21 protein-coding genes are annotated in these 24955 nt (G+C 71.2%); 7 read left to right on the top strand and 14 right to left on the bottom strand.

Features of this window, described 5'->3' with window-relative positions:
• Positions 1-194 precede the first annotated feature (194 nt).
• Positions 195-2156 carry a VWA domain-containing protein gene (locus AB0E94_RS10695; RefSeq protein ID WP_360324902.1) on the bottom strand — a complete coding sequence of 654 codons (1962 nt, stop codon included), beginning with the start codon at positions 2154-2156 and terminating at the stop codon, positions 195-197.
• Between the two features lie 69 nt (positions 2157-2225).
• Complete coding sequence (locus AB0E94_RS10690) at positions 2226-3650, bottom strand: sigma 54-interacting transcriptional regulator (RefSeq protein WP_360324899.1); 1425 nt, start codon at positions 3648-3650, stop codon at positions 2226-2228.
• A gap of 112 nt (positions 3651-3762) precedes the next feature.
• Here AB0E94_RS10690 and AB0E94_RS10685 point away from each other — a divergent pair, with 112 nt between their 5' ends.
• Complete coding sequence (locus AB0E94_RS10685) at positions 3763-4584, top strand: PhzF family phenazine biosynthesis isomerase (RefSeq protein WP_360324897.1); 822 nt, start codon at positions 3763-3765, stop codon at positions 4582-4584.
• Here the strand turns inward: AB0E94_RS10685 and AB0E94_RS10680 are convergent.
• Positions 4577-6355 (bottom strand): Xaa-Pro dipeptidyl-peptidase, encoded by a 1779-nt coding sequence (locus AB0E94_RS10680; protein WP_360324894.1) that lies wholly within the window; start codon positions 6353-6355, stop codon positions 4577-4579. The genes AB0E94_RS10685 and AB0E94_RS10680 overlap by 8 nt on opposite strands.
• A gap of 43 nt (positions 6356-6398) precedes the next feature.
• Here AB0E94_RS10680 and AB0E94_RS10675 point away from each other — a divergent pair, with 43 nt between their 5' ends.
• Positions 6399-8021, top strand: coding sequence for an ABC-F family ATP-binding cassette domain-containing protein (locus AB0E94_RS10675; protein WP_360324892.1), 1623 nt, complete (start codon positions 6399-6401; stop codon positions 8019-8021).
• Here AB0E94_RS10675 and AB0E94_RS10670 read toward each other — a convergent pair.
• Genes AB0E94_RS10670 through glgA form a run of 3 tightly spaced genes read right to left on the bottom strand, consistent with a single transcriptional unit; the run spans position 8011 to position 11558 of the window.
• Positions 8011-8691: a hypothetical protein gene (locus tag AB0E94_RS10670; RefSeq protein ID WP_360324890.1), complete on the bottom strand. Its 681-nt coding sequence runs from the start codon at positions 8689-8691 to the stop codon at positions 8011-8013. The genes AB0E94_RS10675 and AB0E94_RS10670 overlap by 11 nt on opposite strands.
• A gap of 57 nt (positions 8692-8748) precedes the next feature.
• On the bottom strand, positions 8749-10365 hold the full coding sequence (locus tag AB0E94_RS10665; protein WP_360324887.1) for a family 10 glycosylhydrolase: 1617 nt from the start codon (positions 10363-10365) through the stop codon (positions 8749-8751).
• Entirely contained in the window at positions 10362-11558 is a 1197-nt protein-coding gene (gene glgA / locus AB0E94_RS10660) for a glycogen synthase (RefSeq protein WP_360324884.1), read from the bottom strand. Before glgA ends, AB0E94_RS10665 begins: the two co-directional genes overlap by 4 nt.
• Before the next feature lie 57 nt (positions 11559-11615).
• On the opposite strand from glgA, the gene AB0E94_RS10655 reads away from it, so the two are divergent.
• The 3 genes from AB0E94_RS10655 to glgC all read left to right on the top strand — a co-directional run bounded on the left by AB0E94_RS10655 (position 11616) and on the right by glgC (position 16667).
• Positions 11616-13136, top strand: a complete 1521-nt coding sequence (locus AB0E94_RS10655) for a GGDEF domain-containing protein (protein WP_360324882.1) — start codon at positions 11616-11618, stop codon at positions 13134-13136.
• Positions 13137-13145: 9 nt separating this feature from the next.
• Entirely contained in the window at positions 13146-15347 is a 2202-nt protein-coding gene (locus AB0E94_RS10650) for an EAL domain-containing protein (RefSeq protein WP_360324879.1), read from the top strand.
• Positions 15348-15434: 87 nt separating this feature from the next.
• Complete coding sequence (gene glgC / locus AB0E94_RS10645) at positions 15435-16667, top strand: glucose-1-phosphate adenylyltransferase (RefSeq protein WP_360324877.1); 1233 nt, start codon at positions 15435-15437, stop codon at positions 16665-16667.
• A 169-nt stretch (positions 16668-16836) separates the two neighbouring features.
• On the opposite strand, the gene AB0E94_RS10640 is transcribed toward glgC, so the two are convergent.
• The 5 genes from AB0E94_RS10640 to AB0E94_RS10620 all read right to left on the bottom strand — a co-directional run bounded on the left by AB0E94_RS10640 (position 16837) and on the right by AB0E94_RS10620 (position 20944).
• Positions 16837-17850, bottom strand: a complete 1014-nt coding sequence (locus AB0E94_RS10640; protein WP_360324875.1) for an AraC family transcriptional regulator — start codon at positions 17848-17850, stop codon at positions 16837-16839.
• Positions 17851-17860: 10 nt separating this feature from the next.
• Positions 17861-18235: a phospholipase gene (locus AB0E94_RS10635; protein ID WP_360324872.1), complete on the bottom strand. Its 375-nt coding sequence runs from the start codon at positions 18233-18235 to the stop codon at positions 17861-17863.
• 23 nt (positions 18236-18258) lie between these two features.
• Entirely contained in the window at positions 18259-19650 is a 1392-nt protein-coding gene (locus AB0E94_RS10630) for a DUF4331 domain-containing protein (RefSeq protein WP_360324870.1), read from the bottom strand.
• 47 nt (positions 19651-19697) lie between these two features.
• A complete protein-coding gene (locus tag AB0E94_RS10625) occupies positions 19698-19973 on the bottom strand; it encodes a hypothetical protein (protein ID WP_317792334.1) in 276 nt (91 codons plus the stop codon).
• Between the two features lie 104 nt (positions 19974-20077).
• Positions 20078-20944 (bottom strand): lytic polysaccharide monooxygenase, encoded by an 867-nt coding sequence (locus AB0E94_RS10620; RefSeq protein WP_360324868.1) that lies wholly within the window; start codon positions 20942-20944, stop codon positions 20078-20080.
• A 119-nt stretch (positions 20945-21063) separates the two neighbouring features.
• Here AB0E94_RS10620 and AB0E94_RS10615 point away from each other — a divergent pair, with 119 nt between their 5' ends.
• A complete protein-coding gene (locus AB0E94_RS10615; RefSeq protein WP_360324866.1) occupies positions 21064-21432 on the top strand; it encodes an FKBP-type peptidyl-prolyl cis-trans isomerase in 369 nt (122 codons plus the stop codon).
• Between the two features lie 275 nt (positions 21433-21707).
• On the opposite strand, the gene AB0E94_RS10610 is transcribed toward AB0E94_RS10615, so the two are convergent.
• Both AB0E94_RS10610 and AB0E94_RS10605 read right to left on the bottom strand, forming a co-directional pair.
• A complete protein-coding gene (locus tag AB0E94_RS10610) occupies positions 21708-22595 on the bottom strand; it encodes a hypothetical protein (protein WP_360324863.1) in 888 nt (295 codons plus the stop codon).
• A gap of 43 nt (positions 22596-22638) precedes the next feature.
• The gene (locus AB0E94_RS10605; RefSeq protein WP_360324861.1) at positions 22639-22848 is read right to left on the bottom strand and encodes an RNA-binding S4 domain-containing protein; all 210 of its coding nucleotides are present in this window, start codon (positions 22846-22848) and stop codon (positions 22639-22641) included.
• Positions 22849-22933: 85 nt separating this feature from the next.
• Between AB0E94_RS10605 and AB0E94_RS10600 the strand changes: the two genes are divergently transcribed.
• Positions 22934-23746: a DUF1775 domain-containing protein gene (locus tag AB0E94_RS10600; RefSeq protein WP_360324858.1), complete on the top strand. Its 813-nt coding sequence runs from the start codon at positions 22934-22936 to the stop codon at positions 23744-23746.
• Between the two features lie 172 nt (positions 23747-23918).
• Here AB0E94_RS10600 and AB0E94_RS10595 read toward each other — a convergent pair whose 3' ends face one another.
• Positions 23919-24857, bottom strand: coding sequence for an exopolyphosphatase (locus AB0E94_RS10595; RefSeq protein WP_360324856.1), 939 nt, complete (start codon positions 24855-24857; stop codon positions 23919-23921).
• Between the last annotated feature and the right edge of the window lie 98 nt (positions 24858-24955).

Raw genomic sequence — 24955 nt, 5'->3', positions numbered from 1 at the left:
CCCGCCCGGCTCGTACGCAAGCCGGTCCACCTGCCCCCACCGTCGCCGGACGGCGGTACGCACACGTTCCGGTCACTCGCCGAGCAACTATAACCAGCCGCGTCCGCCCACCCGACGCGCAGTCACACCGCAACGTGACGACCAGCGGTCCGAACGGCACCAGACATCACCACACGCCGTTCGGGCGGGCGGGTTCAGCGGGAGTGGGAGTGGCGGCCCCGGCGAGCCTGCACGTAGTCGTCGATCACGTAGCGGCCCAGGTCAGCCGGGTCCGGGCTGAAGACACGGCCGCCGTTCCGGTGGGCGACGGCTGAGACGAAACGGCGCAGGCCCGGGTCTTCGCCGAGCATGAAGACGTTCAGGGTGGCGCCGAAGCGGGTCAGCAGGTCCACCTCGTGGATCGTCGCCTCGATCGTCTCCTGGAGTGGGGGCCACCAGAAGATGGCTTCGCCGTCCGGTTCCAGGTGGGAGGTGGGCTCGCCGTCGGTCACCACCAGGATCACCGGCTCGGCGCCGGGGTGGCGGCGGACGTGGCGGGCGGCGAGTTTCAGGGCGTGCTGGAGGTTGGTGCCCTTCTCGATGGTGGGCTCGATGGCGGCCAGCTCGCCCTGGGACAGGGTCTGGGCGTACCGGCCGAACCCGATGATCTGCAGAGCGTCCTGCGGATACTTGGTGGCCACCAGGTGGGACAGGGCCAGGGCGGTCTGTTTCATCGGGCCCCAGCGGCCGTCCGCGTACATCGAATAGGACAGGTCCACGCACAGCGCCACCGCCGCTGAGGCGCGACGCTCGGTTTCGGCGATCTCGAAGTCGTCGGGCTCCAGCCGTACCGGAAGAGTGGCGGAACCCCCGGCGGCCCGGCGCCGGACCGCGTTGCCGATGGTCCGGACCACGTCTAGGGGTTGATCGTCGCCGAACTCCCATCGGCGGGAACTGCCGATCAGGTCGCCGGCCGCCCCGGCGTCGCGCATGTCGTGCTGGCCGCGTTTGCCCGCCACGTCGCGGAAGATCGCGGACAGGGCGGTCTGGCCCAGGCGGCGCAACGCCTTCGGGGAGAGGGTGAGACCGTCGGCGTCGCGCTGTACCCAGCCCTGGCGGCGCAGCTCACGTTCGAGCTCGCGGAGACGGCGCAGGTCGTCGGCGGCGCCCCGGCCGAGCTGGCGTTCGACCGCCTCCACGTTGACGTCGTCGAGGGTGGCGCCGGGGTGTTCCTGGCCCAGCTGGTCGATCAGCTCGTCGAGGTCGGCGATCTCGCCCAGCGCGGACGCGGCGTCGCCGTAGCCGAGATCGGCCGGGCCGCGCATCCGCTCGCCACGGCCCCAGTTGAGGTCGGGGCGCAGGGACCGGAGGTTGTCGGTGAGTTCGGCGAGCTGCCCGCGCAACGGGCCGTCACCGAGCGCCTGGGCCATCAGTTGTTGCAGTTCCTCGCGCTGTTGCGGGCTGAGTGAGCGCATCAGGCGTTCGGCTGCGGCGGCCTGCCGGGCCAGGGAGTCGATCAGTTCGTCGACGTTGCGCGGGTTGTCCGGGAAGAAACGGCCGTGCCGGTCCATGAAGTCACGGAACGCGTCGTCGGTGTCCTCGCCGCGGGCATGCCGGCCGAGGAGATCGTTGAGGTCACCGATCATCTCCGAGATCTCGGTCATGTCGCCCTGCTGGAGCGACTGCTTCATCCCGGCGAAGCGCTGCGAGACCACCTCCTCCCGGAGGCCGGCCAGGATCTGCTGGTAGATGTCCCGGGCTTCGGATGAGGACCACTGATAATCCGACAAGTCGGAAATGGCTTGGGAGACTGAACGGGGCAGATTGTCCAGGACGGCCTCATTGAACCGGGCCGCGTCGTCGTCGCGGGCCGCCAGCGAGTCACGCTCGGTCGCCAGCGCCTGGTCGAGCATCTGCCGGGCCCGGGTCACCGCCCCGTCCAGGTTTCCCCGGCGCAGGGCGTCGCGGCGCAGGCGGCGGGCCCGGTCACGCAGCGAGTCCAGACCGCGGCCGTCCCGGGGGCCGCGCCGGATCAGGTCACGCAACGCGTCCCGCAGGCTGTCGCCGGCGAGGACCCGCTCCCCCATCTCGTCGACGGCGGCCCGCACGTCATAGGGCGGCGCGAGCGGATCGGGCCCGTCCCGCCAGGCCCCATACCGAAAGACGTTGCCGCTCACAGCGAAACCCCGGCGGCGCAAGGGAAGGAGACAGCGCGGGAGAGGGAGGGAAGGTCGGGCATCAGCGGCTCAGCTTCCGTAGATGGTGCGGCCGTCGTCGGTCAGCTCCTTGGCCAGGCGGCGGGTCAGGTGCAGGCCCTCCAGCGCGAACTCGATCCCCGAAGCCGCCTGCCCCGGGCTCGGCGCGTCGCCGAGATCGAGCCGGTCGAGGACCTTGGCCAGGCCCGGCACGGTCCCGATCTGCCCGAGCAGCTCCTCGGCGCTGACCAGGTCGCCGGTCTGGATGATGGCCCCTTCGGCGACGAGGTCGGTGAACCCGGACAGGTCGAGCCCGGACAGCCGGGCCCGGAACGTCTCCGCCGTGGCGACCCGCAGCAGATGGCCGAGAATCTCGGTCTCCCGCCCCTCCTCGCCGCTCTCGAACTCGACCTTGCCCCGCAGCGTGGACGTGACCGAGACGGTGTCGCAGATCCGGGCGACCGCCTCCCGCTCGCCGCGCAGCCCGGCCCGGCGCAGCGCCGACGCGGCGACGGTCTCGGCGGCGGCGATCGCGAACCGGGCCGACACGCCGGACCGGGCGTCGACCGACGGCGACTCCCGGACGCCGCGGGTGTAGCGGGCCAGGACCTCGACCAGGAAGTCGGGCAGCTGGGCGACGAGCGCCGCCTCCTGCTGGATGAGCGCGGTCTCCAGGGCGAGATCGACCGGGTAGTGGGTGCGGATCTCCGCCCCGAACCGGTCCTTGAGCGGTGTGATGATCCGGCCGCGGTTGGTGTAGTCCTCCGGGTTGGCCGAGGCCACCAGCAGCAGGTCGAGCGGCAGCCGCAGCTGATAGCCGCGAACCTGGATGTCGCGCTCCTCGAGCACGTTGAGCAGCGACACCTGGATCCGCTCGGCGAGGTCGGGCAGCTCGTTGACCGCGAAGATGCCCCGGTTGGTGCGGGGCACGAGCCCGAAGTGGATGGTCTCCGGGTCGCCCAGGGCGCGCCCCTCGGCCACCTTGATCGGGTCGACGTCACCGATCAGGTCGCCCACGCTGGTGTCGGGGGTGGCGAGTTTCTCGCCATACCGCTCGGAACGGTGCAGCCAGGCGACGGGCAGCAGGTCGCCGGCTTCGGCGGCACGCCGGCGGGCGGCCGGGGTGAGCGGATGATACGGATGTTCGTGCAGCTCGGAGCCCTCGATGTAGGGCGTCCACTCGTCGAGGAGGCCGACGAGCGCACGGATGAGCCGGGTCTTGCCCTGCCCGCGCTCGCCGAGCAGCACCATGTCGTGGCCGGCGAGCAGCGCCCGCTCGACCTCGGGCAGCACGGTGTCCTCATATCCGACGATGCCGGGGAATCGTGGCTCACCACTGCCGAGCCGGGTCAGGAGGTTGTCGCGCAGCTCCTGCTTGACGGTGCGGAACTCGTGGCCGGTGGCACGCAGCTCACCCAGGGTGCGGGGCAGGTCGGCGGGCGGGACGGGTGTGATCGCGATAGGCGCCTCTGTCACCGCAAGAACGCTACCCCTCCCCTGTGACAAACCACGACTGTGCGGGCGGACACATCCAGGGCCGCGGGATTGGCTCTGGTCGCGGCTCCGGCCGCGCGGCACGCTTCCCGGCATGACGACAGACATTCTTCGGTACGCCGCATTCGCCCACGATCCAGCAGGAGGCAATCCCGCCGGTGTGGTGCTCGACGCAAGCGCCCTGGACGACGCCGCGATGCAGGCGATCGCGGCCGACGTCGGCTATTCGGAGACCGCGTTCGTGACGTCCCGTGACGGCGACCGGTTCCGGGTGCGCTATTTCAGCCCGCTGGCCGAGGTCCCGTTCTGTGGTCACGCCACGGTGGCGACGGCGGTGGCGCTGGGCCCGGGCGAGCACCTGTTCAGCACGAACGCGGGCGAGGTGCCGGTGCTCGTCGACGAGGCCGGGACGGCGACGCTGACCAGCGTGGACCCGCACGTGTCGGAGCTGGCCACGGACGATCTGGCGGCCCTGCTGGCGGCGCTGCGCTGGACCGGCGACGACCTGGACCCGGCTCTGCCGCCGAAGGTCGCCTACGCCGGCGCGTACCACCCGGTCATCGCCGTGACCAGCCGGGAGCGGCTCGCGGACCTGGACTACGACGTGCCGGCGCTGACGGCGCTGATGACCGGTCGTGGCTGGACCACGGTGCAGCTGGTGTTCCGGGCCGGCGCGGACGAGTTCGACGTGCGGAACCCGTTCCCGGTCGGCGGCGTCTACGAGGACCCGGCGACCGGCGCGGCGGCCGCGGCGTTCGGCGGCTACCTGCGGGAGCTGGGCCTGGCTGGCGGCGCCGCGACGATCGCGCTGCGGCAGGGCGACGACATGGGACGGCCGAGCCGCATCACCGTCCGCCTGGACCCGGAGATCAAGGGGGTACGGGTCAGCGGCGCGGCCGTCCCGATGGTCAGCTGATCCGGGCGGTCAGGAACGACGCCCCGGGCTGGACGCCGACGACCGTCCCCGACGGGTACCGCAGGGTGTGGTCGCGGTCGGTGGAGATCAGCACGACGCCGATCCGGTGCCCGGCCGCGAACACGTGGTCGGTGCTCTGCAGCTCGAACCGGAACGTGTACGCCGTCCCGGCGGTGACCGGTGTGGTCCGCGACGGCGAGATCCGGTTGCGCACGTCGAGCCAGCCCCGGGTGACGACCTCGTAGTCGGACGGCGCCGTCACGTACTCCCGTCTGGCGAAGCATCCGGGGTCGCCGTCGATGCCGGGCCCGACGCAGTCCTGTTCGGCGAGGGTCCGGGTCCGCACGAACCGGTCGGCGGTCCCGTAGTCGACGAGCAGCGCGGTCAGGTACGGCGAGTCACCGGCCAGGTCGGCGCGGATGCTGACCTCGGGTGTCCCGGAGAGCCGGACGTCCTTCGCCAGCGGCGCGGTGAGGTGCGCGAACCGGTTCGGGTCGGTGACGTCAGGCGCGGCGGCGAGCGATTCGGCGGTACGCGACGTGTCGTCCACGAAGGTCTGCCGCGGCCCGCTGCCGAGGCGCAGGGTGGTCTCCCGGCCGGTGAGCGGCCAGGATCGCGAGGTCACCCACTGGTTGGGCGCGACCTCGACGTCGGCGACGGGTTCCCGCATGATCCCGGTGTCGATCTTGTACAGCCACTGGTCGAACCACCGGTGCAGGGTGTCCAGCCACTCGGCGCGGCGGATGTTGAACGGGTCGGTGTGCCCGGCCTGGTGCAGCCAGATCTTGCGGGGCACGTGGTTGCGCCCGAGCGCGTCCCACCACTGCCCGGCGTGCAGGGTCCGCACGTTGAAGTCGTGCAGCCCGTGCACGAGAAGCACACTGGCCCGCACCCGATCGGCGTCGTTCAGGTAGTTCCGCTCGTCCCAGTACCGGCTGTAGTCGCCGGTCTCCCGGTCCTGTTCCCGTTCCAGCCGGGCCATCTCGCCGGCGCAGACCTCGGGGGAGGACCGGGTCAGCACCGCCTTGGCCAGGATGTCGGTGTCCTCGCCCTGGAATCCGCCCGGCGCGACGACTCCGCCGTTGGCCCGGTAGTAGTCGTACCAGCTGGAGATCGCGGCGATCGGGACGATCGTCTCCAGGCCGCGGACCCCGGTGGCGGCGACCGCGTTCGGCAGGGTGCCGTTGTAGGAGACGCCGATCATGCCGGTCCGCCCGGTGCTCCAGCCCGCGCGCACCGGCGCGCCGGTGGCGTCGAAGCCGGGCGCCCGCCCGTTCAGCCAGTCGACCACGGCTTTCATGCCGAGGGTCTCGTTGCGGCCGCCGGAGGTGGGGCAGCCGTCCGAGCCGCCGCTGCCGAGGCTGTCGGCGAAGATCACCGCGTAGCCGCGCGGCACGAAGTAGTTGTCCAGGTAGCCGGCGAAGGTGATGGTCTCGGCGCGGTTCGCGCTCAGGAGGGCCGAGACGCTTCCGTCACGGTCGACGTCGTCGTGGTTCGGGATGTCGTTGAGGCCCGCGTAGTACGGGCTGGCCTGGAAGATCACCGGTACCTTGCGGGTGGTGTCGGGCCGGATGATCCGGACGGCGACCCGGTCGGGCCGGCCGTCGAAGTCGCTGTCCACCGGGGTCTGCACCCAGACCTGCTCCCGGATGGCGGCGGCGTAGTCGTGGACCGGCTGGGTTCCGGTCGCGGCGTGGGCCGGGGCGGCGGCGGTGGCCGCGGACCCGGCGAGAACCATGAGGACGGTGAGGCTCCTGGCGAGCAGTCGCATCGGCACACCATATCGTCACCCGTGAATATCAGAGGATGGGCGGATGAGCGCCACACTTATCGCCCGGCAACTCGCGGCGGGACACGGGGACCGCACCCTCTTCACCGACCTCGACCTGGTCGTCGCGCCCGGCGATGTGATCGGCCTGGTCGGGGTGAACGGCGCGGGCAAGACGACGCTGCTGCGTACCCTCGCCGGGTTGATCCCCACGGAGAGCGGGAGCGTCGCGCTGAGCCCGCCCACCGCCAACGTCGGATATCTCCCGCAGGAGCGGGAGCGCCGGCCGGGCGAGAGCGTGCGCGACTTCCTCGGCCGCCGCACCGGCGTCACCGCGGCGCAGGAGGCGATGGACACGGCCGCCGACGAGCTGGGCCGGGAGCTGCCGGGCGCCGACGACCGCTATGCGGCGGCGCTGGACAAGTGGCTCGACCTGGGCGGCGCCGACCTGGAGGAGCGGATCGCCGAGGCCGACCTCGGGTTCGATCTGGACCTGCCGATGACCGCCCTGTCCGGCGGTCAGGCGGCCCGGGCCGGGATGGCGTCGCTGCTGCTCAGCCGCTACGACATCTATCTGCTCGACGAGCCGACGAACGATCTCGACCTGGACGGGCTGGCCCGGCTGGAGGCGTTCGTGTCCGGGCTGCGCGCGGGCGCGGTGCTGGTCAGCCACGACCGCGAGTTCCTCACCCGGACCGTCACCAAGGTCCTCGAACTCGACCTGGCGCAGAACCAGGTCAACCTGTTCGGCGGCGGCTACGAGTCCTATCTCGAGGAACGTGACCGGGCCCGCCGGCACGCCCGCGAGGAGTTCGAGGAGTACGCCGACAAGAAGGAGGACCTGCTCGAACGGGCCCGGATGCAGCGTGGCTGGGCCGACAAGGGGGTGCGCAACGCCCGTCGCAAGGCCACCGACAACGACAAGAACATCAAGGCGTTCCGGGCCGACTCCAGCGAGAAGCAGGCCGCCAAGGCCCGGCAGACCGAGCGGATGCTGGAGCGCCTGGAGGTGGTCGAGGAGCCCCGCAAGGAGTGGGAGCTGCGGATGGAGATCGCCACCGCGCCCCGGGCCGGCGCGGTCGTGGCCACCCTGCGGGACGCGGTGGTCCGCCGTGGCGACTTCACGCTCGGCCCGGTGACGCTGCAGATCGACTGGGCTGACCGGGTGGCGATCACCGGCGCCAACGGGTCGGGCAAGTCCACTCTGCTGGCCGCCCTGCTCGGCCGGATCCCCCTCGAATCGGGCACGCAGCATCTGGGGCCGGGCGTGGTGGTCGGCGAGGTCGACCAGGCGCGCGGCCTGTTCCTCGGCGGCGAGCCGCTGGCCCGGGCGTTCGGCGCCGCGGTGCCGGACTGGCCGGACGCCGACGTGCGCACGCTGCTGGCGAAGTTCGGCCTGCGGTCGGCGCACGTGCTGCGCCCGGCGGTCACCCTCTCCCCCGGCGAGCGGACCCGGGCCGCGCTGGCCCTGCTCCAGGCGCGCGGTGTGAACCTGCTGGTCCTCGACGAGCCGACCAACCACCTGGACCTGGCGGCCATCGAGCAGCTGGAGTCGGCGCTGGCGTCCTACACCGGCACGTTGCTGCTGGTCACCCACGACCGGCGGATGCTGGAGGCGGTCGCCACCGGCCGGCGCCTCCAGGTCGGCGGCGGCCGGGTCAGCGGCTGACCGCGAGCTTGCCGGCCGCGGTGCGGGCGGCGGCCTCCAGATCGGCTGTCCTCGGGTCGGCCTCGGTCATCAACATGACGGTGACCTGGGCCTTCCCGGCCGCGGCGGCCAGCAGACGGCCCTTCACGGTCAGACTCATGGTGGGCACGGTCATCACGAAACTCACGGCCGCCGAGGCGTCACCGATCTTAGGAGCCTTGGGGTACGGGGTGAGCGCGAACCTGAGCTCCATCGGCAGTTCCCCCGCGGCCCTGGTGAACGACGTGCACCCGGGCAGCACCCCGGCGATCTTGGCGACCGTGGCCCGCGCCGCGGCGGCCCCGGGCTCGGCCAGGGTCTCGATCAGCAGTTCCTCGTCACCGGGCCCGCGCACGTACTCGCGGTACACCGTCCCGGCCGGCACCCGGGCGCCCGTGCCGCACGCCGCGATCTCGGACGGGATCCGGGCGAACAGGTCGTCGGCCGGGCTCGTCTGCGGCTTGAACCCGGTGGGCAGGTCACCGGCGGCCAGCAGGAGCGCGGTCAGCCGTTCGCCGGCCGGCTCGTCGGGTGGCGGTGGCGGCAGCACCGTCGCCGCCACCGGCCGGGACGGCTCACCGGGCTGGGCGGCCAGCGCGGCGGCGGGCAGGGTGAGCACGGCGGCGAGAGTGGTGGCCGTCAGCGCGATCATTCGGGGCACGGCTCACGCTAACGCCGTAAATGACACGTTCAGGACAAAACCCCAGATTTACCCAGCAGTGGTGAACGGGCTGCTCAGCGGGCCCTCGTTGGCCGACCTGTCGAGGCCGCTGACGCAGTAGGTGGCCGGGCCCGCCGGCGGCTTGAGATCGACCACGGGACTGCCCGCCCGGCCCGTCGCGACCAGGGACGCGGCGCCCTTCGCCGTACGGTAGAGGGCCCAGCTCGTGCCACCGCCGTCCGCGACCGTCAGGGTGACCACGCCCGCATCGGACCTGGTCGCCGCGGTGATCCGGGGCGCCGCCGGCGCGGCGGCCGGGAGCCGCGCGATCCGCGGGAGCAACGCCGGCGCCGCGTAGTGCTTCGCCCGGTACCGGGTGGCCGCCCCCAGCTTGTCGTCGCGGACCGAGGCGGCGCTGTAGTGGACCTGGCCCTGCACACCGAACTTGTCGTTCAGCGCCATCTGCCGGTCGAGCTCGGCCGGATCACTCCAGTCGCCCTTCTCCCCGACCCGGTAGTCGGCCATCCCGATGTAAAGCTGCACCCCGGTGCCCTTGACCGTTTTCGACCACCAGGGCAGCACCTTCGCGTAGTCGGCCTTGTCGAACCCGATCGTCCAGTACAGCTGCGGGACGATGTAGTCGAGCCAGCCCTCACGGACCCAGGTGCGGGTGTCGGCGTAGATGGCGCTGTAGCTCTCCAGGCCGTTGGTGTCCGAGCCCTCGCCGCCGTTGCGCCAGATCCCGAACGGGCTGATCCCGAACTTGACCCACGGCTTGACCTCGGCGATCCGCTGTCTCATCTCGCGGACCAGGGTGTTCACGTTGTCCCGCCGCCAGTCGGCGCGACTCCGCCCGCCGCCGTACTTCGCGAACGACGCGTCGTCCGGGAAGTCCTGGCCCTTGCCGTCGCCGGGGTACGGGTAGAAGAAGTCGTCGAAGTGGACGCCGTCGACGTCGTACCTCGCGACCGCCTCCAGCATCGCGTCCTCGACGAACTTCCGCGCCTCCGGATTGCCCGGGTCGTAGTAGAAGCGGCCCTTCGCGCCCGACGGGTGCGCGATCCGCCACTCCGGGTGCACCACCAGCGGATGGTTCGCCGGCAGCTTCGACAGGTCGGTGCCGGCCCCGTCCGGCGCGAACTGGGTGCCCCGGTACGGGTTGAACCAGGCGTGGAACTCCAGGTTGCGCTTGTGGGCCTCGTCGACCATGAACGCCATCGGATCCCAGCCCGGATCCGCGCCGTCGAGCCGGCCGGTCAGCCAGTTCGACCACGGGGCGTAGTCGGACTTCCAGAACGCGTCGCCGCTCGGGCGCACGTGCACGAAGATCGCATTGTGGTTCTGCGCGACGGCCAGGTCCAGCCACCGCAGGTACTCCGAGCGGACCTGCTCCTGCGGCAGCCCCGGCCGGCTCGGCCAGTCGATGTTGTAGACCGTGGTGAGCCACATGCCACGCAGCTCCCGGGGCGCCGACACCGGCGTCGCTCCGCACAGCCCGGTCACCGTCTGGGTGGGCGCGTCGGCCACCGCCACGGTGTCCCCGGCCCGGGACGGCGGGTCGTAGAACGCGGCCCGGACCAGGCCGATCCCGAGCACCGCCGCCGTGAACAGGACAGCCGACAGCAGCATGGCCACCCGGACCGGGGGCCTGCGGAGCAGGCTCACAGCACCGACCGGTAGATCTCCAGGGTGTCCCCGGCTATCCGCGCCCAGCTGAACCTCTCCACCGCCCGGCGGCGGCCGGCCTTGCCCATCCGCTCGGCGAGCTGCGGGTCGTTGAGCACCCGGGTCAGGGTGGCGGCCAGGTCGGCGACGAACTTCTCCGGGTCGACGGGCGTGCCCGTACCGTCCTGGAGCTGGTCGATCGGGACCAGCAGGCCGGTCTCGCCGTCGGCGACCACCTCAGGGATGCCGCCGGTCGCGGTGGCGACCACCGCGGTCTCGCAGGCCATCGCCTCCAGGTTGACGATGCCCATCGGCTCGTAGATCGACGGGCAGACGAAGACCGTGGCGTGCGTGAGGACCTGGATGACCTCCTGTTTCGGCAGCATCTCCTGCACCCAGATCACGCCCGAGCGGGTCTTTTGAAGATCCGCCGCCAGCGTCGCCACCTCAGCCGCGATCTCCGGGGTGTCCGGAGCTCCGGCGAGAAGGATGATCTGGGCATCGGCCGGCAGATCGTGGCAGGCCCGCATCAGGTAAGGCAGGCCTTTCTGCCGGGTGATCCGGCCGACGAACACCACGCTCGGCCGGTTGCGGTCGATGCCCAGCCGGTCGACCACGTCGGTGCCGTGATCGGGCTGGTAGAGCTCGGTGTCGATGCCGTTGTAGACGACCTGGATCCGGTCCGGGTCGACCGACGGGTACGCCCGCAGCACGTCACGCCGCATCCCGCCGGAGACCGCGATGATCGCGTCGGCGTTCTCGATCGCGGTCCGCTCGCAGAACGAGGAGAGCGCGTAACCACCGCCGAGCTGCTCCGCCTTCCACGGGCGCAGCGGCTCCAGGCTGTGCGTGGTCACCACGTGCGGGACGCCGTGCAGCAGTTTCGCGGTGTGGCCGGCGAAATTGGCATACCAGGTGTGACTGTGCACCACGTCGGCGCCGGCACAGCCCTGGGCGATCGCCAGGTTGACCCCCATGGTGCGCAGCGCGGCGTTGGCCTGGGCCAGCTCGGCCGGCTCCGGGTACGCCGTGACGCCCGGCTCGTCCCTCGGCGCGCCGAAGCAGTGCACCCGCACGTCGGCGAGATCGCGCAGGTCACGGGCCAGATACTCGAGGTGGACCCCGGCGCCGCCGTAGACCTCCGGCGGGTACTCGCGGGTGATCAGGTCGGCGCGCAGTCGGGAGTCCGTCACGCTTGGAGCTTAGCCGCCCCCTCAGGTCGGCCGCCGACGGTGACGATGGGTGCGGGCGTGAGACGGCTCGACTACTGGCTGTGGCCCGGCTTCCTGCTCGGCGGGGTGGCGGTGACCCTCGGCGCCCTGCTGCTGCCCCAGCCGGGCAGCGAGTGGGCGCTGGCCGGCGTGGAGGCGTGCGCCGGGCTGGCCGTCCTGGCCGGGATCCGCCTGCGCCGGCCGGCGAACGCGCTCTTCTGGAAACTGCTGGCGGGCGGGCTGTTCTGCTTCGCCCTGACCCATCTGGCCGGCCCGCGCGGCCCCGGCCCGCTCCTCGACCAGCTCGCCCTCAGTTCGGCGTTCCTGCTGGTCACGGCGGCGATGGTGGTACGGGTACGGGTCTGCTCGCGGCCCGCTGACTGGGGGGCCAACCTGCTCGACGGGGCGATGGTGGTGCTCGGTGTCATGGCCGGCGCCTGGCCGATGGTGATCGGCCCGGTGCTCGCCGAACGCTGGCACCACCCGACCCCGGCCGCGGTGTTCGGCTTCTACACGATCCTCACCCTGCTGCGCCTCGCGGCCGCGGCCGTGCTGCTGCTGGCCGGCAACCCGCGCAACCGGGCCCACCAGCTGATCGCGGCGAGCACGTTCCTGCTGTTCGCCGCGGATGCCGCGTACGCCGCCTCGGACCGGCCGCCGGCCGTCTGGCACATCGTGGCCTGGATGACCGGCCACCTGATGATCGGCGCGGCCGCCCTGCACCCGTCGATGGCACGGGCCGAGCGGGGCGCCGACCCGGAGACGCTGTCCCGGACCCGGCTCGGCCTGTTCGCCGTGCTGATCGCGTTCTACCCGCTGATGACCGGCCTGAACGCGCTGCCCCGGATGGCCGGGCCGGGGCCGGGGCAGCCGCCGGCGGGCGAGGACGGCCTGCACATGTTCGTGCTGCCGATGCTGATCGGGGCCGGCGTCAGCGTGCTGCTGGTGCTGCGGATGGGCATGCTCGGCAACCTGGCCCAGCGCCGGGCGAGGGCGCTGGACGCCGCGCTGCGCGAGCAGGAGGCGCTGCGGGCCGAGCTGGAGCACCGGGCCACCCACGACCCGCTGACCGGCCTCGGCAACCGGGCCGCGCTCACCGAGGCCCTCACCGTCGCCGTCGGCCGGCCCGCCGGTGACCGCGGCTGGCTGCTGCTGCTCGACCTGGACGGGTTCAAGGAGGTCAACGACACCCTGGGCCATCCGGTCGGCGACGAGCTGCTGGTCGCGCTGGGCGGCGCGTTCCGGCGGATCGCCGCGGACGGCCAGGTGGCCCGGCTCGGCGGCGACGAGTTCGCGGTCATCGTCCCCGGCGACGCGATCGGCGTCGCGGACCGGCTGCTGCGGGCGGCCGCCGTCGAGCACCTGCTCGGCGGCACGGTGGTCCGGGTGTCGGCCAGCATCGGCGTGCTCGCGCTCGACGACGTGGACAGCTGCGCCGGGGCGCTGCGCGACGCCGACGTGGCCCTCTACGCGGCGAAGGCGGCCGGCCGTGGTTGCCATCGGGTGCACGCTCCGGAAACCGACCGTCGTGGCAACCGAACCGCAACCGGCGTGGGGTGACATGGCGACGTGCCCATCCACCGCATCCCGGCCTGGCAGGTCACCCTCGCGGGTGGCGCCGCCGCCGTGCTCGCCGTGCACCTGCTGGGCGGCCCGTACGGCTGGCTGATCCTGCAGGCGGCCGGGACCGTGGTGCTGTTCCGGGCGGCCCGGCGGCACCGGTGTGGCTGGTGGCTGTTCAGCGCGGCGAGCGCGGCCGGGACCGCCGCGTCGCTCTGGTGGACCGTCCGGGGCGGCGTCCCGGCGACCATGCCGATGGAACTGACCCTGGCCGTCCAGTTCGCCCTGCACGCGGCGGCCACGCTCCAGTTCAGCCGCCCCCGCCGGCCCGGGGGCGCCGCCGAGGCCGCCGCCGTGGTCCTGGCGCTGGCGATGCTGGCCTGGTCGTTCATCGTCCTGCCCTACCTGGGCCAGCCCGGCTACCGGGTGGTCGACGACGCGCCGGCGATGCTCTACTCGGTCCTCGACCTGGCGATCCTGGCGACCGCGCTGCGCGCCGCGACCGGCTCCCGGCGGGTTCCCGGCCTGCTCGTCGCCGGCAGTGGCGCGGCCCTGATCGCCGCGCATCTCGTCTACATCGCGATCGCCGGCGGGGACGCCCGGCTGCTGCTGCCCGGCGGCGGGCCGCACCTGATCCTGCAACTCTGGTGGGTGCTGATCGTGGCGGCCGCCATGCACCCGCAGGCCGCCCAGGACCGGGCCGCCGACAAGTCACCCGGCCGGACCACCCTGATCGTCATGTACGCCGCCGCGGTGGCCAGCCCGGTGCTGCCGGCCGTCGCCAACCCCACCCCGGTGATCATCGTCCCGGGGCTGCTGACCGCCGCGCTGTGCGGGCTCCTGCTGCTGCGGATCGTGGTGCTGGCCCGGCTCGCCGAACGCCGCGCCAAGCAGGCCCGGGCGGCCCTGGACGAGCAGGAGGTGCTCCAGCGGCGGCTCGCCCACCGGGCCGGGCACGACGGCCTGACCGGGCTGGCCAACCGCGACCTGCTGCTCGACCATCTGGGCCGGGCGGTCGCCGGGGACCGGCCGTACGCGCTGATCCTCTGCGCGCTGGACGGGTTCAAGGAGATCAACGACACGTACGGCCACCACGTCGGCGACACCGTGCTGCGCCAGGTGGCCGGGCGGCTGCTGCTGTTCGCCCCCGAGGTGGAGCTGGTGGCCCGGCTGGGCGGCGACGAGTTCGGGTTCCTGATCACCTCCGGGACCGACGCGGCGGCGCTGGCCGAGCGGGTGGTGACGGCGGTGTCGGCCGCGCCGTACGCCGTCGACGAGCGCCGCATCCACCTGACCGCGCGGGCCGGGCTGGCCGACGGGGCGCCGGGCAACGACGCCGTCCTCGGTGACGCCGATCTGGCGCTGCGCGCCGCCAAGCAGGCGGGCGGGGCCCGGACCGCCCGGTTCGACGAGTCGCTGCGGGCCGAGCAGTCCGAGCGCACCCGGATCGCCGCCGGGCTGCGCCAGGCGCTGGCCGACGGCACCCTGTTCATGCACTACCAGCCGGTCGTCGACACCGTCGCCGGCCGGACCGTCGCGGTGGAGGCGCTGATGCGCTGGCGGCGCGACGGCGAGCTGGTGCCGCCCGGGGTGTTCATCCCGGTCGCCGAGCAGACCGGGCTGATCGGGGCGATCGGGGCCCGGGCGCTGCGGCTGGCGTGCGCGCAGGCCGCCGTCTGGCACCGGGAGCACGGCCTCTACCTGACCGTCAACGTCTCCACCCACCAGCTGCGTGATCCCGGGTTCACCGCGTCGGTGCTGGCGACCCTGTCCGACACCGGGCTGCCCGCGGCGGCGCTGGTGCTGGAGATCACCGAATCGGTGCTGATCGACGCGGCGGACACGCCGGTGCTGGGTGAGCTGCGGGCGCACGGGATCCGGATCGCGATCGACGACTTCGGCACCGGGTACTCGTCGCTGGCGTACCTGCACGCCCTGCCGGTCGACATCCTGAAGATCGACCAGTCGTTCATCCGCCGGCACCAGGACCCGCCCCGCCCTCAGGACGTGAGCCTGACCAGGGCGATCCTGGAACTGGCCCGCAGCCAGGACCTGCTCGCGGTGGCCGAGGGTGTGGAGACGCCCGTTCAGGCCGGGCTGCTGCGCGACCTCGGGTGCCCGCTGGTGCAGGGTTACCACTACGGCCGTCCGGCCGATGCCGACACGATCGACACGCTGATCCGCGAGCATGCTTTGCACGCCGCCGCCTGACCGGTAAGAAGGTGGCAGCGCCAGCAAGATATTTCGAACCGCCCTTTCGGGTGGCGCGGGGGCGGCCGGAATATTAGCGTCCTCCCCATGGCAGTCAAGGTGCTTGCGATCGTTCTGGCTGGTGGAGAAGGCAAGCGCCTGATGCCCTTGACGGCTGACCGGGCCAAACCCGGTGTGCCGTTCGGCGGCATCTATCGCATGATCGACTTCGTGCTGTCCAACCTCGCCAACGCGGGGTACCTCAAGATCGTCGTGCTGACGCAGTACAAGTCGCACTCCCTCGACCGGCACATCTCCAAGACGTGGCGGATGTCGACGCTGCTCGGCAACTACGTCACCCCGGTGCCGGCCCAGCAGCGTCTCGGGCCCCGCTGGTTCGCCGGCTCGGCCGACGCGATCTACCAGAGCCTCAACCTGATCAACGACGAGTCGCCCGACTACGTGATCGTGTTCGGCGCCGACCACATCTACCGCATGGACCCGAAGCAGATGGTCAACGACCACATCGCCTCGGGCGCCGCGGTCACCGTCGCCGGGATCCGCCAGCCGCTGTCGCTCGCCGACCAGTTCGGCGTGATCGACGTCGCCGAGGACGGCAAGAAGATCAAGGCGTTCCGGGAGAAGCCGAAGGACGCGACCGGCCTGCCCGACTCCCCCGACGAGGTCTACGCGTCGATGGGCAACTACGTCTTCACCACCCGGGCATTGTGCGAGGCGGTCTCCGCCGACGCGCAGAACCCGGACAGCAAGCACGACATGGGCGGCAACATCATCCCGATGCTGGTGGAGAAGGGCGAGGCGAACGTCTACGACTTCCGCGACAACGAGCTGCCCGGCGCCACCGACCGGGACCGCGGCTACTGGCGCGACGTGGGGACGCTCGACTCGTTCTACGAGGCCCACATGGACCTGATCGCCACCCTGCCGATCTTCAACCTCTACAACCACGACTGGCCGATCTTCACCAACTACGGCTCGTGGCCGCCGGCCAAGTTCGTGCACGGCTACGACGACCGGCAGGGCCGCGCCATCGACTCGATGATCTCCCCCGGCGTGGTCGTCTCCGGCGCCCTGGTCGAGCGCTCGGTCATCTCGCCGAACGTGCGGGTCAACTCGTGGGCGCACGTGGACGGCGCGGTGATCATGGAGGGCGTCTCGGTCGGCCGCCGCGCGGTGATCCGCAACGCCATCATCGACAAGAACGTGGTGATCCCCGAGGGCGCCCAGATCGGCGTCGACCTCGACCGCGACCGCAAGCTCTACACGGTGAGCGACAACGGCGTGGTCGTGATCGGAAAGGGCCAGCGGGTAGAGCTCTGACCCCCGTGCCGACCCGCACCACACGTCCCACGCGAACCTCACGTGGCGCGACCGGGGCGGTGACCACCGTATACGCCCGGCGGGCGCGCTGTCGGGCGGGACTGTCGCATCGCTCGCGTGGTAGGGGACGGTGCCGGGCCGGTGCGGTCGGGGGCCGGTGGCCGTACGGCTAAAGGCGGTCCCGGAGGGTCTGGGACGGTGAGACGCCGAACCTGTCCCGGTAGGCGCCTGCGAAGCGGCCCAGATGGGTGAAACCCCAGCGGTAGGCGACCTCGCTCACGCTGGCCCGGCCCGGATCGGAGCGGGACAGCTCGGCGTGCACGCCGTCGAGGCGCTGACGGCGCAGGTAGGTGAGCGGTGGCATGCCGACGTGCTGGCGGAACGACTCCTGGAGGACGCGGACGCCGACGCCGGCCAGCGCGGCCAGGTCGTGGATGGTCCACTGCCGCCACGGTTCGGCGTTCATCGCGTCGAGGGCCCGTTTCACCGTGCGCGGCCGGTGCGGGCCCTGCAGGCCGGCGGGCTCCTCGCCGTAGGGGTGCTCGACGGTCAGGGCCAGGCCGCTGACCACCATGTCGCGCCAGCGGGCGGCCATCCGGGGGCGGCTGGCCAGCGCGTCCGGGCCGCGCAGCTCGTTGAGCAGCAGGCGGGTCAGGGCGGCCCAGGTCCGGCCGGGGCCGTCGACCAGGTCGAAGCTCGCGCCGAGCGGCAGCGGGGAGACCACCCGGTGGTCGAGGGCGGCGTCCACCTCGCGTTCCAGGGCGGCGCGGTCGACCTTGACGCTCAACAGCCGGCAGGTGCCGGGCCAGTCGAGCTCGATGTCGCCGGTCGGGCGGTAGACGACCGCGCGGGTGGCGTCGGCCTGGACCACCGTGCCGCGATGGCGGGACCGGACCGCGCCGCTGAGCGGGACCAGCACGTGATAGGCCGTCTCCAGCGCCCCGACGGTGATCCGGATGTCGGTCCCGTACCGCACCTCGCCGAGGGTGATCGGGCCGATGGTGACCACGTCGGCGGAGAACTGCATCCGGCCGGGGTCACCGACCGGATCGATCCGCAGTGGTGCGTAGTACAGCTTGCGGCAGAACTCCCGGGCCTCGTCCATGTCGGAGGTGCGCAGGCCGACATGGACCGGGACGTCCGCGCCCGGCGATGCCGGGCCCGGGAGCCGACCGCCTGCCATGGCGTCCAGACTAGACCGCCACGGGCGTCCTTCCAGGGACCAGATTGGCCGGCCAGGTGACCTCGGCGACCGCCCCACCAACGACTTCGACCTGCGTGTACGGCGTTTCGTCGTCCTGCCAGACCGTGTAGCGGCCCTCCGGAAGACTGTCGATGACCACGCAGAAGGTGACACCCGACCGGACGTACCTGGCGCGGACCGCCGCGTGGGTCCGGTGCCCGCTGTCACCGACCGGGGACACCTCGATCTCGTGGCCGTGCAGGGTGGCCGGCGTGTGGATGATCAGCGCGCCGATCGTGCCGCCGATGTTCAGCATCACCGTGCCCTGGCCGGAGGGGGCGTAGGTGTGGTGGTGATGGTGGTGGTCGCCGTGTCCGAGGCTCATGCCGTACTCCCTCGTGGTTCTCGTCAGGACGGGTTGTTGAAGCCGTCGAACGGGGTGGGCAGGAAGGGGAACTTCTTGAGCAGCGAGGCGCTCACGTCCTTGATGCTCAGGCCCTGCTCGACCAGCCCGGACGCGGCGTCCGCCGTGAAGTCCTTGTTGACCAGCGGCAGGGTCGCGCCGGCGACCGCCTTGATCGAGATGGAGACCACGTCGTCGGCGATCCGGCGGCCGTTCGGGAAGCCGGCGATGTCGCCTCCGACGACACCGAAGGCGTTCTCCTTCTTGGCCGGCGGGATGGCCGTGTTCAGGCGCAGCATGTCCGCCTGGACCGTGCCGGTGTTGTTCTGGAAGCCCTCGATGATGCCGTCCGGGATACCGGTCAGCAGGATCGCCAGCAGGTCGGCACGGGCGCCCTTGGTCTTGTTGAACGCGGCCAGGTTGTCGAAGAGGCCCGGGTAGAGCACCGGCAGGAGCGCTCCCAACTCGGGCGTGGAGACGAACTCGGCGAACCGCTTGTCCTCGCTCGGCGGGAGGCTGTTCCACTTGTCCTTCTGCGCCATCGGCACGATGACCTCGTTGAACAGCGGATTGCCCAGACGCGAGACCTGCACCTGCGGGCCGACCACGACGTCACCGGCGCCCTTGTCGCCACGCACCTCGACCTGGCGGCGGCTGGCCGACGTCCACACGCCGATCACGGCGCCGGCGTCCTTGGCCCGGACCCGCTTCTTGCCGTCGCGGCGGACCATGTCCAGCGGGATCTGGATGGCGATGCTGTGCACGTTGGTCTTGTCGGTGGCGTTGACCGCCTTGCCGGCGTAGTTGAACAGCTGCTGGCCGACCAGGTGCTTGTCCTGGAACGGGCGCAGCGTGCCGAGGTCGAAGATCGAGCCCAGGTCCACGAAGAAGGCGTCGGCGCGCTGGCCGGCGAAGACCTTCTCCCGGCTCTTCAGCTTGTGGACGGCGTCCTCGGCGAGCTTCGCGTAGTCCGGGATCGAGATCTTGCCGACGTTGCACGGCGGGCACGGCAGCTTGCTGGCCAGGACCGTGCTCTTGCCGTGGCTGTCGACCTTCGTCACCGAGAAGAACTGCCGGCGGTTCCAGTTCTCGTCGTCGAGCGACTTGATCTGGCCGGTGTTGTACAGGAACGTCTTGTCGTTGCGCAGCTCGGTACGGAACCGGAACTGGTAGGTGATGTCCGGGCGGGCGTCACCGTTCGCGTCGATGTGGATCTCGTAGAGCACGTCGTCGCCGAACTCGAAGAAGTTCGGGCCACTCGACGGGAGCTGGAGCGGCACGTAGTTGGCGATGATCGTGACGGTGTCCGGGTCGTCGGGGCTGACGAACGCGTACAGGTCGGAGCTGTCGGCAACCGGGTCCTTGCTGATCTCCGGCGCTTCACGATGGGAAGACATGTTCGGGGGGATCTCCTGTCGGGAACGTTAGGTCGAAACGTCGGAAGTCAGCGGCCGGCTGCTTTGAGCAGGCTGGCCACGAGCTTCTTGTCGGTGATCGTCTTGACCTTCTCACCGGAGAAGACGTCGATCGTGCCCTTCTTGACGTCGCGCAGCGAGATCACGAGCGGGGCGCCGTCGTCATCGCTTTCCGACGTTCCGGCGAGGCTCAGCCCGGCTACACCGGCAGCGGAGACGCCCACACCTGTCGCGGCCAGAGCCAGCACGCGGCGGCGGGACAGCCACGAGGTGCGGCCCGGTGCGCGGTAACGAACACGACTCATGCTTGGCCTTTCGTCGTTGGGGGGGCCTGACAGGCAATGCATCGTCGACGCCCGTCAGTACGAGATCCAGATGCCGGCGGTTCAACAGAAAATTCAGGGAACTCTCAACGAGTTCCGCGCCGGCGCAGCCGGGAAAGGCCCGCACCGCCCGCGACCAGCGCGGCGACGGCCAGAGCGCCGACGATCAACCAGTGACCGAGATCGATCATTCCGTCGTCGGCCGTCGTCACTCCGGCGGCGAGTTCGGGCGTGATCGACGGCGCCGGCTCCTCGGCCGGCTCCGGCTCCTCGGTGGGTGGCGGGGTGGGTGCCGCTGACGTCTTCTGCACGGCCGGTGTGACGGTCTTCTTCACTTCCGGAGCCGGGAACACCAGATCCGAGCAGGAGTAGTAGGTGTCCGGCGTGCTGGACGTCTCCCAGACCACGTAGAGGATGTGCCGCCCGGCCCGTTTCGGCAGGGTCACCTTCATCCGGTACGACCCGTCGGTCAGTGGCGGATCCTTGATCTCGGTGAGCGGGTCGCCGAGGTCGTTCCAGGTGAGCTTCTTCGACGGGTCGTACCCCGGCCGGGTGATGAAGATCCGGAACGAGCCCTGGTGCGGGATGGTCCCCCGGTAGGTGATCTTCAGGTTCTGCCCGGACTTGACAGGCGTCGACGGGAAGTCGTCACGGGCCAGGTCGAGCCCCCGGTAGAGGTCGATGCCGGCGCTGCACAACTTCCCGTCCGGCACCCGGGTGCGATCGTCCTGCACGTTGGCGAGGCGCAGGTTGTCGTAGGCGCCGAGGAACCCGCTGGTCGCCTTGAGGGCGGCCTTGCAGGCCGCGGCGTCACGCTGGACGCCGTTGCCGGCGCACGCGGCGCTGCGGCTGATCGGCGTCATCGGCGCGCCGTGGGCACTCGCGGGCGACGGCGCGGCAGGGACGGTGGCCACCGCGACCAGGGCGGCGGCGGCTATGCGGCGGACAAACATGAGATCTCCCGGGTACGGCTGGGTGGAGCCACCCGGGGGTACGGAGTTCAGGCACCGCTCGTTCACCGGCCATCGACCTGTGATTGCATGGCCGAGTCAGTAAGAAACCAGGAGGATTCATGCACAAGCCCGATGTCGGCCCCATCCCGGATGCCCCGGCCAGCGAGCTGCTGATCGAGGACATCGTTCAGGGCGAGGGCCAGGAGGCCAAGGCCGGCGACTTCGTCAGCGTCCACTACGTGGGTGTCGCCCAGTCCACGGGCAAGGAGTTCGACGCCTCCTACAACCGGGGCGAGCCGTTCGGTTTCCGGGTGGCCGGCCAGCAGGTCATCGCCGGCTGGGACCAGGGTGTCGCCGGGATGAAGGTCGGCGGACGCCGCAAGCTGGTCATCCCGCCGGAGCTGGGTTACGGCTCGCGCGGCGCGGCCGGCGCGATCAAGCCGAACGAGACCCTCGTCTTCGTGGTGGACCTGCTCCAGGTCCACTGAGGCGCCCACTGCCGGCGCGCACGGCGGCCGCGTCCTCCAGGAGGAAACGCGGCCGCCGAGAGCGAACCGATGGAAGCGTCGAGATGGCTGGGGGTGTCAGCCGAGCGGAGCTGAGCCGGCGGGTGGCTGCCCGGCCGGGGCACCCGCCTCAGGCCGTTCGGTGGACTCGTCGCGCGGACCCGGCCGGCGGTCCCCCTCTCCCGCCTCGCGAGCGGGGCGGGCACCGGTCCGGCCGGACACCGGAGCGCCGTCGTCGACCGGTTCGCCGATCGGGTTCACGCCTGCCTCCGCAGGTCGGCGCACTCCTTCTCGTCCGGCAGCAGCGGCCGGAACTTGATCTGCCACTTCTTGCCGGCCGACTCCCACTGGGTCCGCTCGTTGCCCTTCGCCGCCAGCGCGAGCACCTCGTCCTTCGCCGCGCCCTCCACGGTCAGGCAGTTGATCTTCAGCTCCTGGTTGAGGAACGCGCCGGGCAGGTCGGCGGCCGGCCACTTGACCGGGGCGCCGCTCAGGCCGTCGCCGTTGTCCTGGTACGGCGAGGCCAGCACGGCGACCCGCTCCGCCTGGTAGGCCTTCGCCGCCGGGCTGGCCGCCTCGGCGAACAGGTCGTGCAGGGACTTGACGAAACCGGCGAGCTTGGTGCGGGCGGTCTTCTGCGCCGCGGTCAGCGAGGTGTCGTCGGGTCGGGCCTCACTCAGGGCCATCACCTCGACGGACTGTTCGCCACCGGCGGTGACGACACTGATCCTCGTGCTGGGGATGTCGGCGACTCCGGGCGTACCGAAATCGGCTCCGGACCGGACGCCCGCGGCGACCGCGTCGGCGGTCAGCTGCTTCACCTGGGCCTCGCTGAGTTTGATCTCCTGGAGGTTCGGCAGGGCCGGGCCGGGATAGATCAGCGTGACCGGGCCCTCGGTGACGGCGCGGCCGTCGGCGTAGACGCTGAACTGCGGGAGCCGGGAGGGGATGGTCTCGGCCGGGACGAAACCGCCGCGGTATTCGACACGCAGGACGATCGTCGTGGGATCGGCGGTGGTGCTCTCGGTGACCGGAGCGGCGGAGCCGGGGGCGCCGGCCTCACCGGCGACGCCGGGCCGCGCGCAGGCGCTCAGCAGCAGAAGGGGGACGGCGACGGCGGTCAGCAGACCGCGGTTGGTGGTCATGCCGGGTACGACGAGCCCGGTCCCGCCGGGGTTCCGGCTTTTGCTAAGAAACCACCCGGGCCCGGCGGCCCTGGACCTCGACCACGTCGCCCGGGTGCAGCTGCCGGCCGCGGCGCACGTCGACCTCGCCGTTGACCGTCACATCCCCGGAGGCGATGAGGATCTTGCCCTCGCCGCCGGTGTCGATGAGATCGGCGAGCTTGAGGAACTGGCCGAGCCGGATCATGTCGCCGTCGATGGGCACGTCACGCATGGGCTCATCATCCGTCACGAGATCTCCCGGAAATCTTCTGGGTCCGTCTTTGAACCATCGGGACCGGTGATCCGAACTACATGTCGTGAGGCATCTCGGGCTGGCCCGCCGTGCGGGCGTGATCACCGCTGTGACCGCTGTCGGCGTGCTGTTCGCCGGCGGCGCCGCCATGGCGGACGTGACGGTGAATCCGGCGACCGCGCCGCAGGGCAGTGGAGCGAATCTGAGCTTCCACGTGAAGAACGACTGCGCGTCTCCGGTCAACGAGGTGACACTGAGGATCCCGGCGGACACGCCGGTGGCCGAGGTGTACCCGCTGTCGGTGTCGGATTGGGCGCCGAAGATCACCTACCAGAAGCTGCAGGTACCACTCGACACCATCCACGGTGGCACCCCGGCGACCGAGGCCGCGTCGGCGATCACCTGGATCGCGGTCAACGGCGTCACCATCGCGCCGGGCGCCGCCGCCGACCTGACCGTGGCGATCGGCCCCATGCCGGCGCTGAGCACGATGCGGTTCACGGTCGAGCCGAAGACCGTCGACGGGAAGACCTGCCAGGCCATGCCCGCGACGATGGCGCTGACCCCGTCGAACGGTGGTCTGCCGGTGTCGCACCACGGCGACCCGCTCGCCACCGAGACGGACACCACGGCGGCCGACGACGCGCTGTTCGGCGCCCTCGTCTCCAACGCGCTGGACGACGGCCCGTCGTGGGTTTCGATCTCCGGCTGGATCGTGGCGGCGCTGGCTCTGCTCGGCGCCGGCTGGACGATGCTGCGCAACCGGCACCGGGCCGTCGAGGACGAGAAGCCGGTGGAGGACGAGAAGGAGCCGGCCGAGGAGGAGAAGGAACCGGTCGGCGCCGGCAGCAGCAAGTGGAGCTACAAGGGCGACTAGAGACTCCCAAGCAGGCCGGGCCTGCAATTTTGGGAAAACCTCACGCGGGTGGGCGTGAGGGAACGTCGTGGCGAGCGCGTGGGGCGCGGAACCACGACCGGCGGGTGGGGCCCGGGCAAGGCCCGTGATCCGCGCGCCGTACGGGCGGGACCTCAGGGTCCCGCCCGTACGGTCATACGGTGACGACCCGCTCGGTGCGCAGCGCGTCGATGATCTCCCGTTCCACCCGGCTCGACTCGTCGTGCGGGACCTGGCAGGTACCGGCCGCGAGGTGGCCGCCGCCGCCGTAACGCAGCATCACCTCGCCGATGTCCACCGGGGACGTGCGGTCCAGGATCGACTTGCCGCAGGCGAAGACGGTGTTGAGCTTCTGCCGGCCCCAGATGATGTGCACCGACACCCGGGACTCGGGGAACAGCGCGTACACCATGAACCGGTTGCCCGCCTCGATCACCTCCTCGTCGCGCAGGTCGACGACCACCACGTCGCCCTCCATGTGGCACACCCGGTGGAGCTGGTCGACGAACCGCTGCGAGCACTCGTGGAACAGCTCGGAGCGTTCCACCACGTCCGGCAGGGCGAGGATCTCGTTGACGTCGTTGTGCTCGATGCACGCGTCGATGAGCTGCATCATCAGCTGGTAGTTGGAGATCCGGAAGTTACGGAAGCGGCCCAGGCCGGTGCGGCTGTCCATCAGGAAGTTCAGCAGCGTCCAGCCGGTCGGGCTGAGGATGTCGGTGAGCGTGTAGTCGGCCGAGTCGGCCTGGTCCACGGCGCGCATCAGGTCGTCGGTGACCTTCGGGAACCGCTCCCGGCCACCGAAGTGCTCGTAGATCACCCGGGCCGCCGACGGGGCCTCCGCGTCGATGACGTGGTTGTCCAGGCCGCCGGTGTTGCGCAGGGTCTCCGAGTGGTGGTGGTCGAAGACCATGTTGGCGCGCGGGTCGTACGGCACGTTGGTGAGGATGTCCCGGTCGGAGATGTCCACGACGCCGTCCTGGACGTCCTTGGGGTGCACGAAGAGGATGTCGTCGATCATGTCGAGATGGCGCAGCAGTACGGCACACACGAGACCGTCGAAGTCGCTACGGGTCACGAGCCGGTACTTCACAGGGTCCCCCTCGGTTGCCAGACCTTTGAACCCAGTTTGCCACTTTTTTCGCAATGGTCCGGGCGCATCTGGGCTATGGACGTGTTCACCGCCACGTT

Source organism: Actinoplanes sp. NPDC026670, from assembly GCF_040638175.1.
GTDB lineage: Bacteria > Actinomycetota > Actinomycetes > Mycobacteriales > Micromonosporaceae > Actinoplanes.
The sequence above is the reverse complement of the archived record's forward strand: the minus strand, read 5'-3'. Positions and strand labels throughout refer to the sequence as shown.

Bases quoted from the DNA above. Each gene is read 5' to 3' on its own strand.
- AB0E94_RS10640 (WP_360324875.1), bottom strand. From the start codon at position 17,850: ATGGCAGGCGGTCGGCTCCCGGGCCCGGCATCGCCGGGCGCGGACGTC.
- glgC (WP_360324877.1), top strand. From the start codon at position 15,435: ATGGCAGTCAAGGTGCTTGCGATCGTTCTGGCTGGTGGAGAAGGCAAG.
- AB0E94_RS10620 (WP_360324868.1), bottom strand. From the start codon at position 20,944: ATGTTTGTCCGCCGCATAGCCGCCGCCGCCCTGGTCGCGGTGGCCACC.
- AB0E94_RS10630 (WP_360324870.1), bottom strand. From the start codon at position 19,650: ATGTCTTCCCATCGTGAAGCGCCGGAGATCAGCAAGGACCCGGTTGCC.
- AB0E94_RS10635 (WP_360324872.1), bottom strand. From the start codon at position 18,235: ATGAGCCTCGGACACGGCGACCACCACCATCACCACCACACCTACGCC.
- AB0E94_RS10615 (WP_360324866.1), top strand. From the start codon at position 21,064: ATGCACAAGCCCGATGTCGGCCCCATCCCGGATGCCCCGGCCAGCGAG.
- AB0E94_RS10685 (WP_360324897.1), top strand. From the start codon at position 3,763: ATGACGACAGACATTCTTCGGTACGCCGCATTCGCCCACGATCCAGCA.
- AB0E94_RS10625 (WP_317792334.1), bottom strand. From the start codon at position 19,973: ATGAGTCGTGTTCGTTACCGCGCACCGGGCCGCACCTCGTGGCTGTCC.
- AB0E94_RS10605 (WP_360324861.1), bottom strand. From the start codon at position 22,848: ATGCGTGACGTGCCCATCGACGGCGACATGATCCGGCTCGGCCAGTTC.
- AB0E94_RS10670 (WP_360324890.1), bottom strand. From the start codon at position 8,691: ATGATCGCGCTGACGGCCACCACTCTCGCCGCCGTGCTCACCCTGCCC.
- AB0E94_RS10675 (WP_360324892.1), top strand. From the start codon at position 6,399: ATGAGCGCCACACTTATCGCCCGGCAACTCGCGGCGGGACACGGGGAC.
- AB0E94_RS10610 (WP_360324863.1), bottom strand. From the start codon at position 22,595: ATGACCACCAACCGCGGTCTGCTGACCGCCGTCGCCGTCCCCCTTCTG.
- AB0E94_RS10680 (WP_360324894.1), bottom strand. From the start codon at position 6,355: ATGCGACTGCTCGCCAGGAGCCTCACCGTCCTCATGGTTCTCGCCGGG.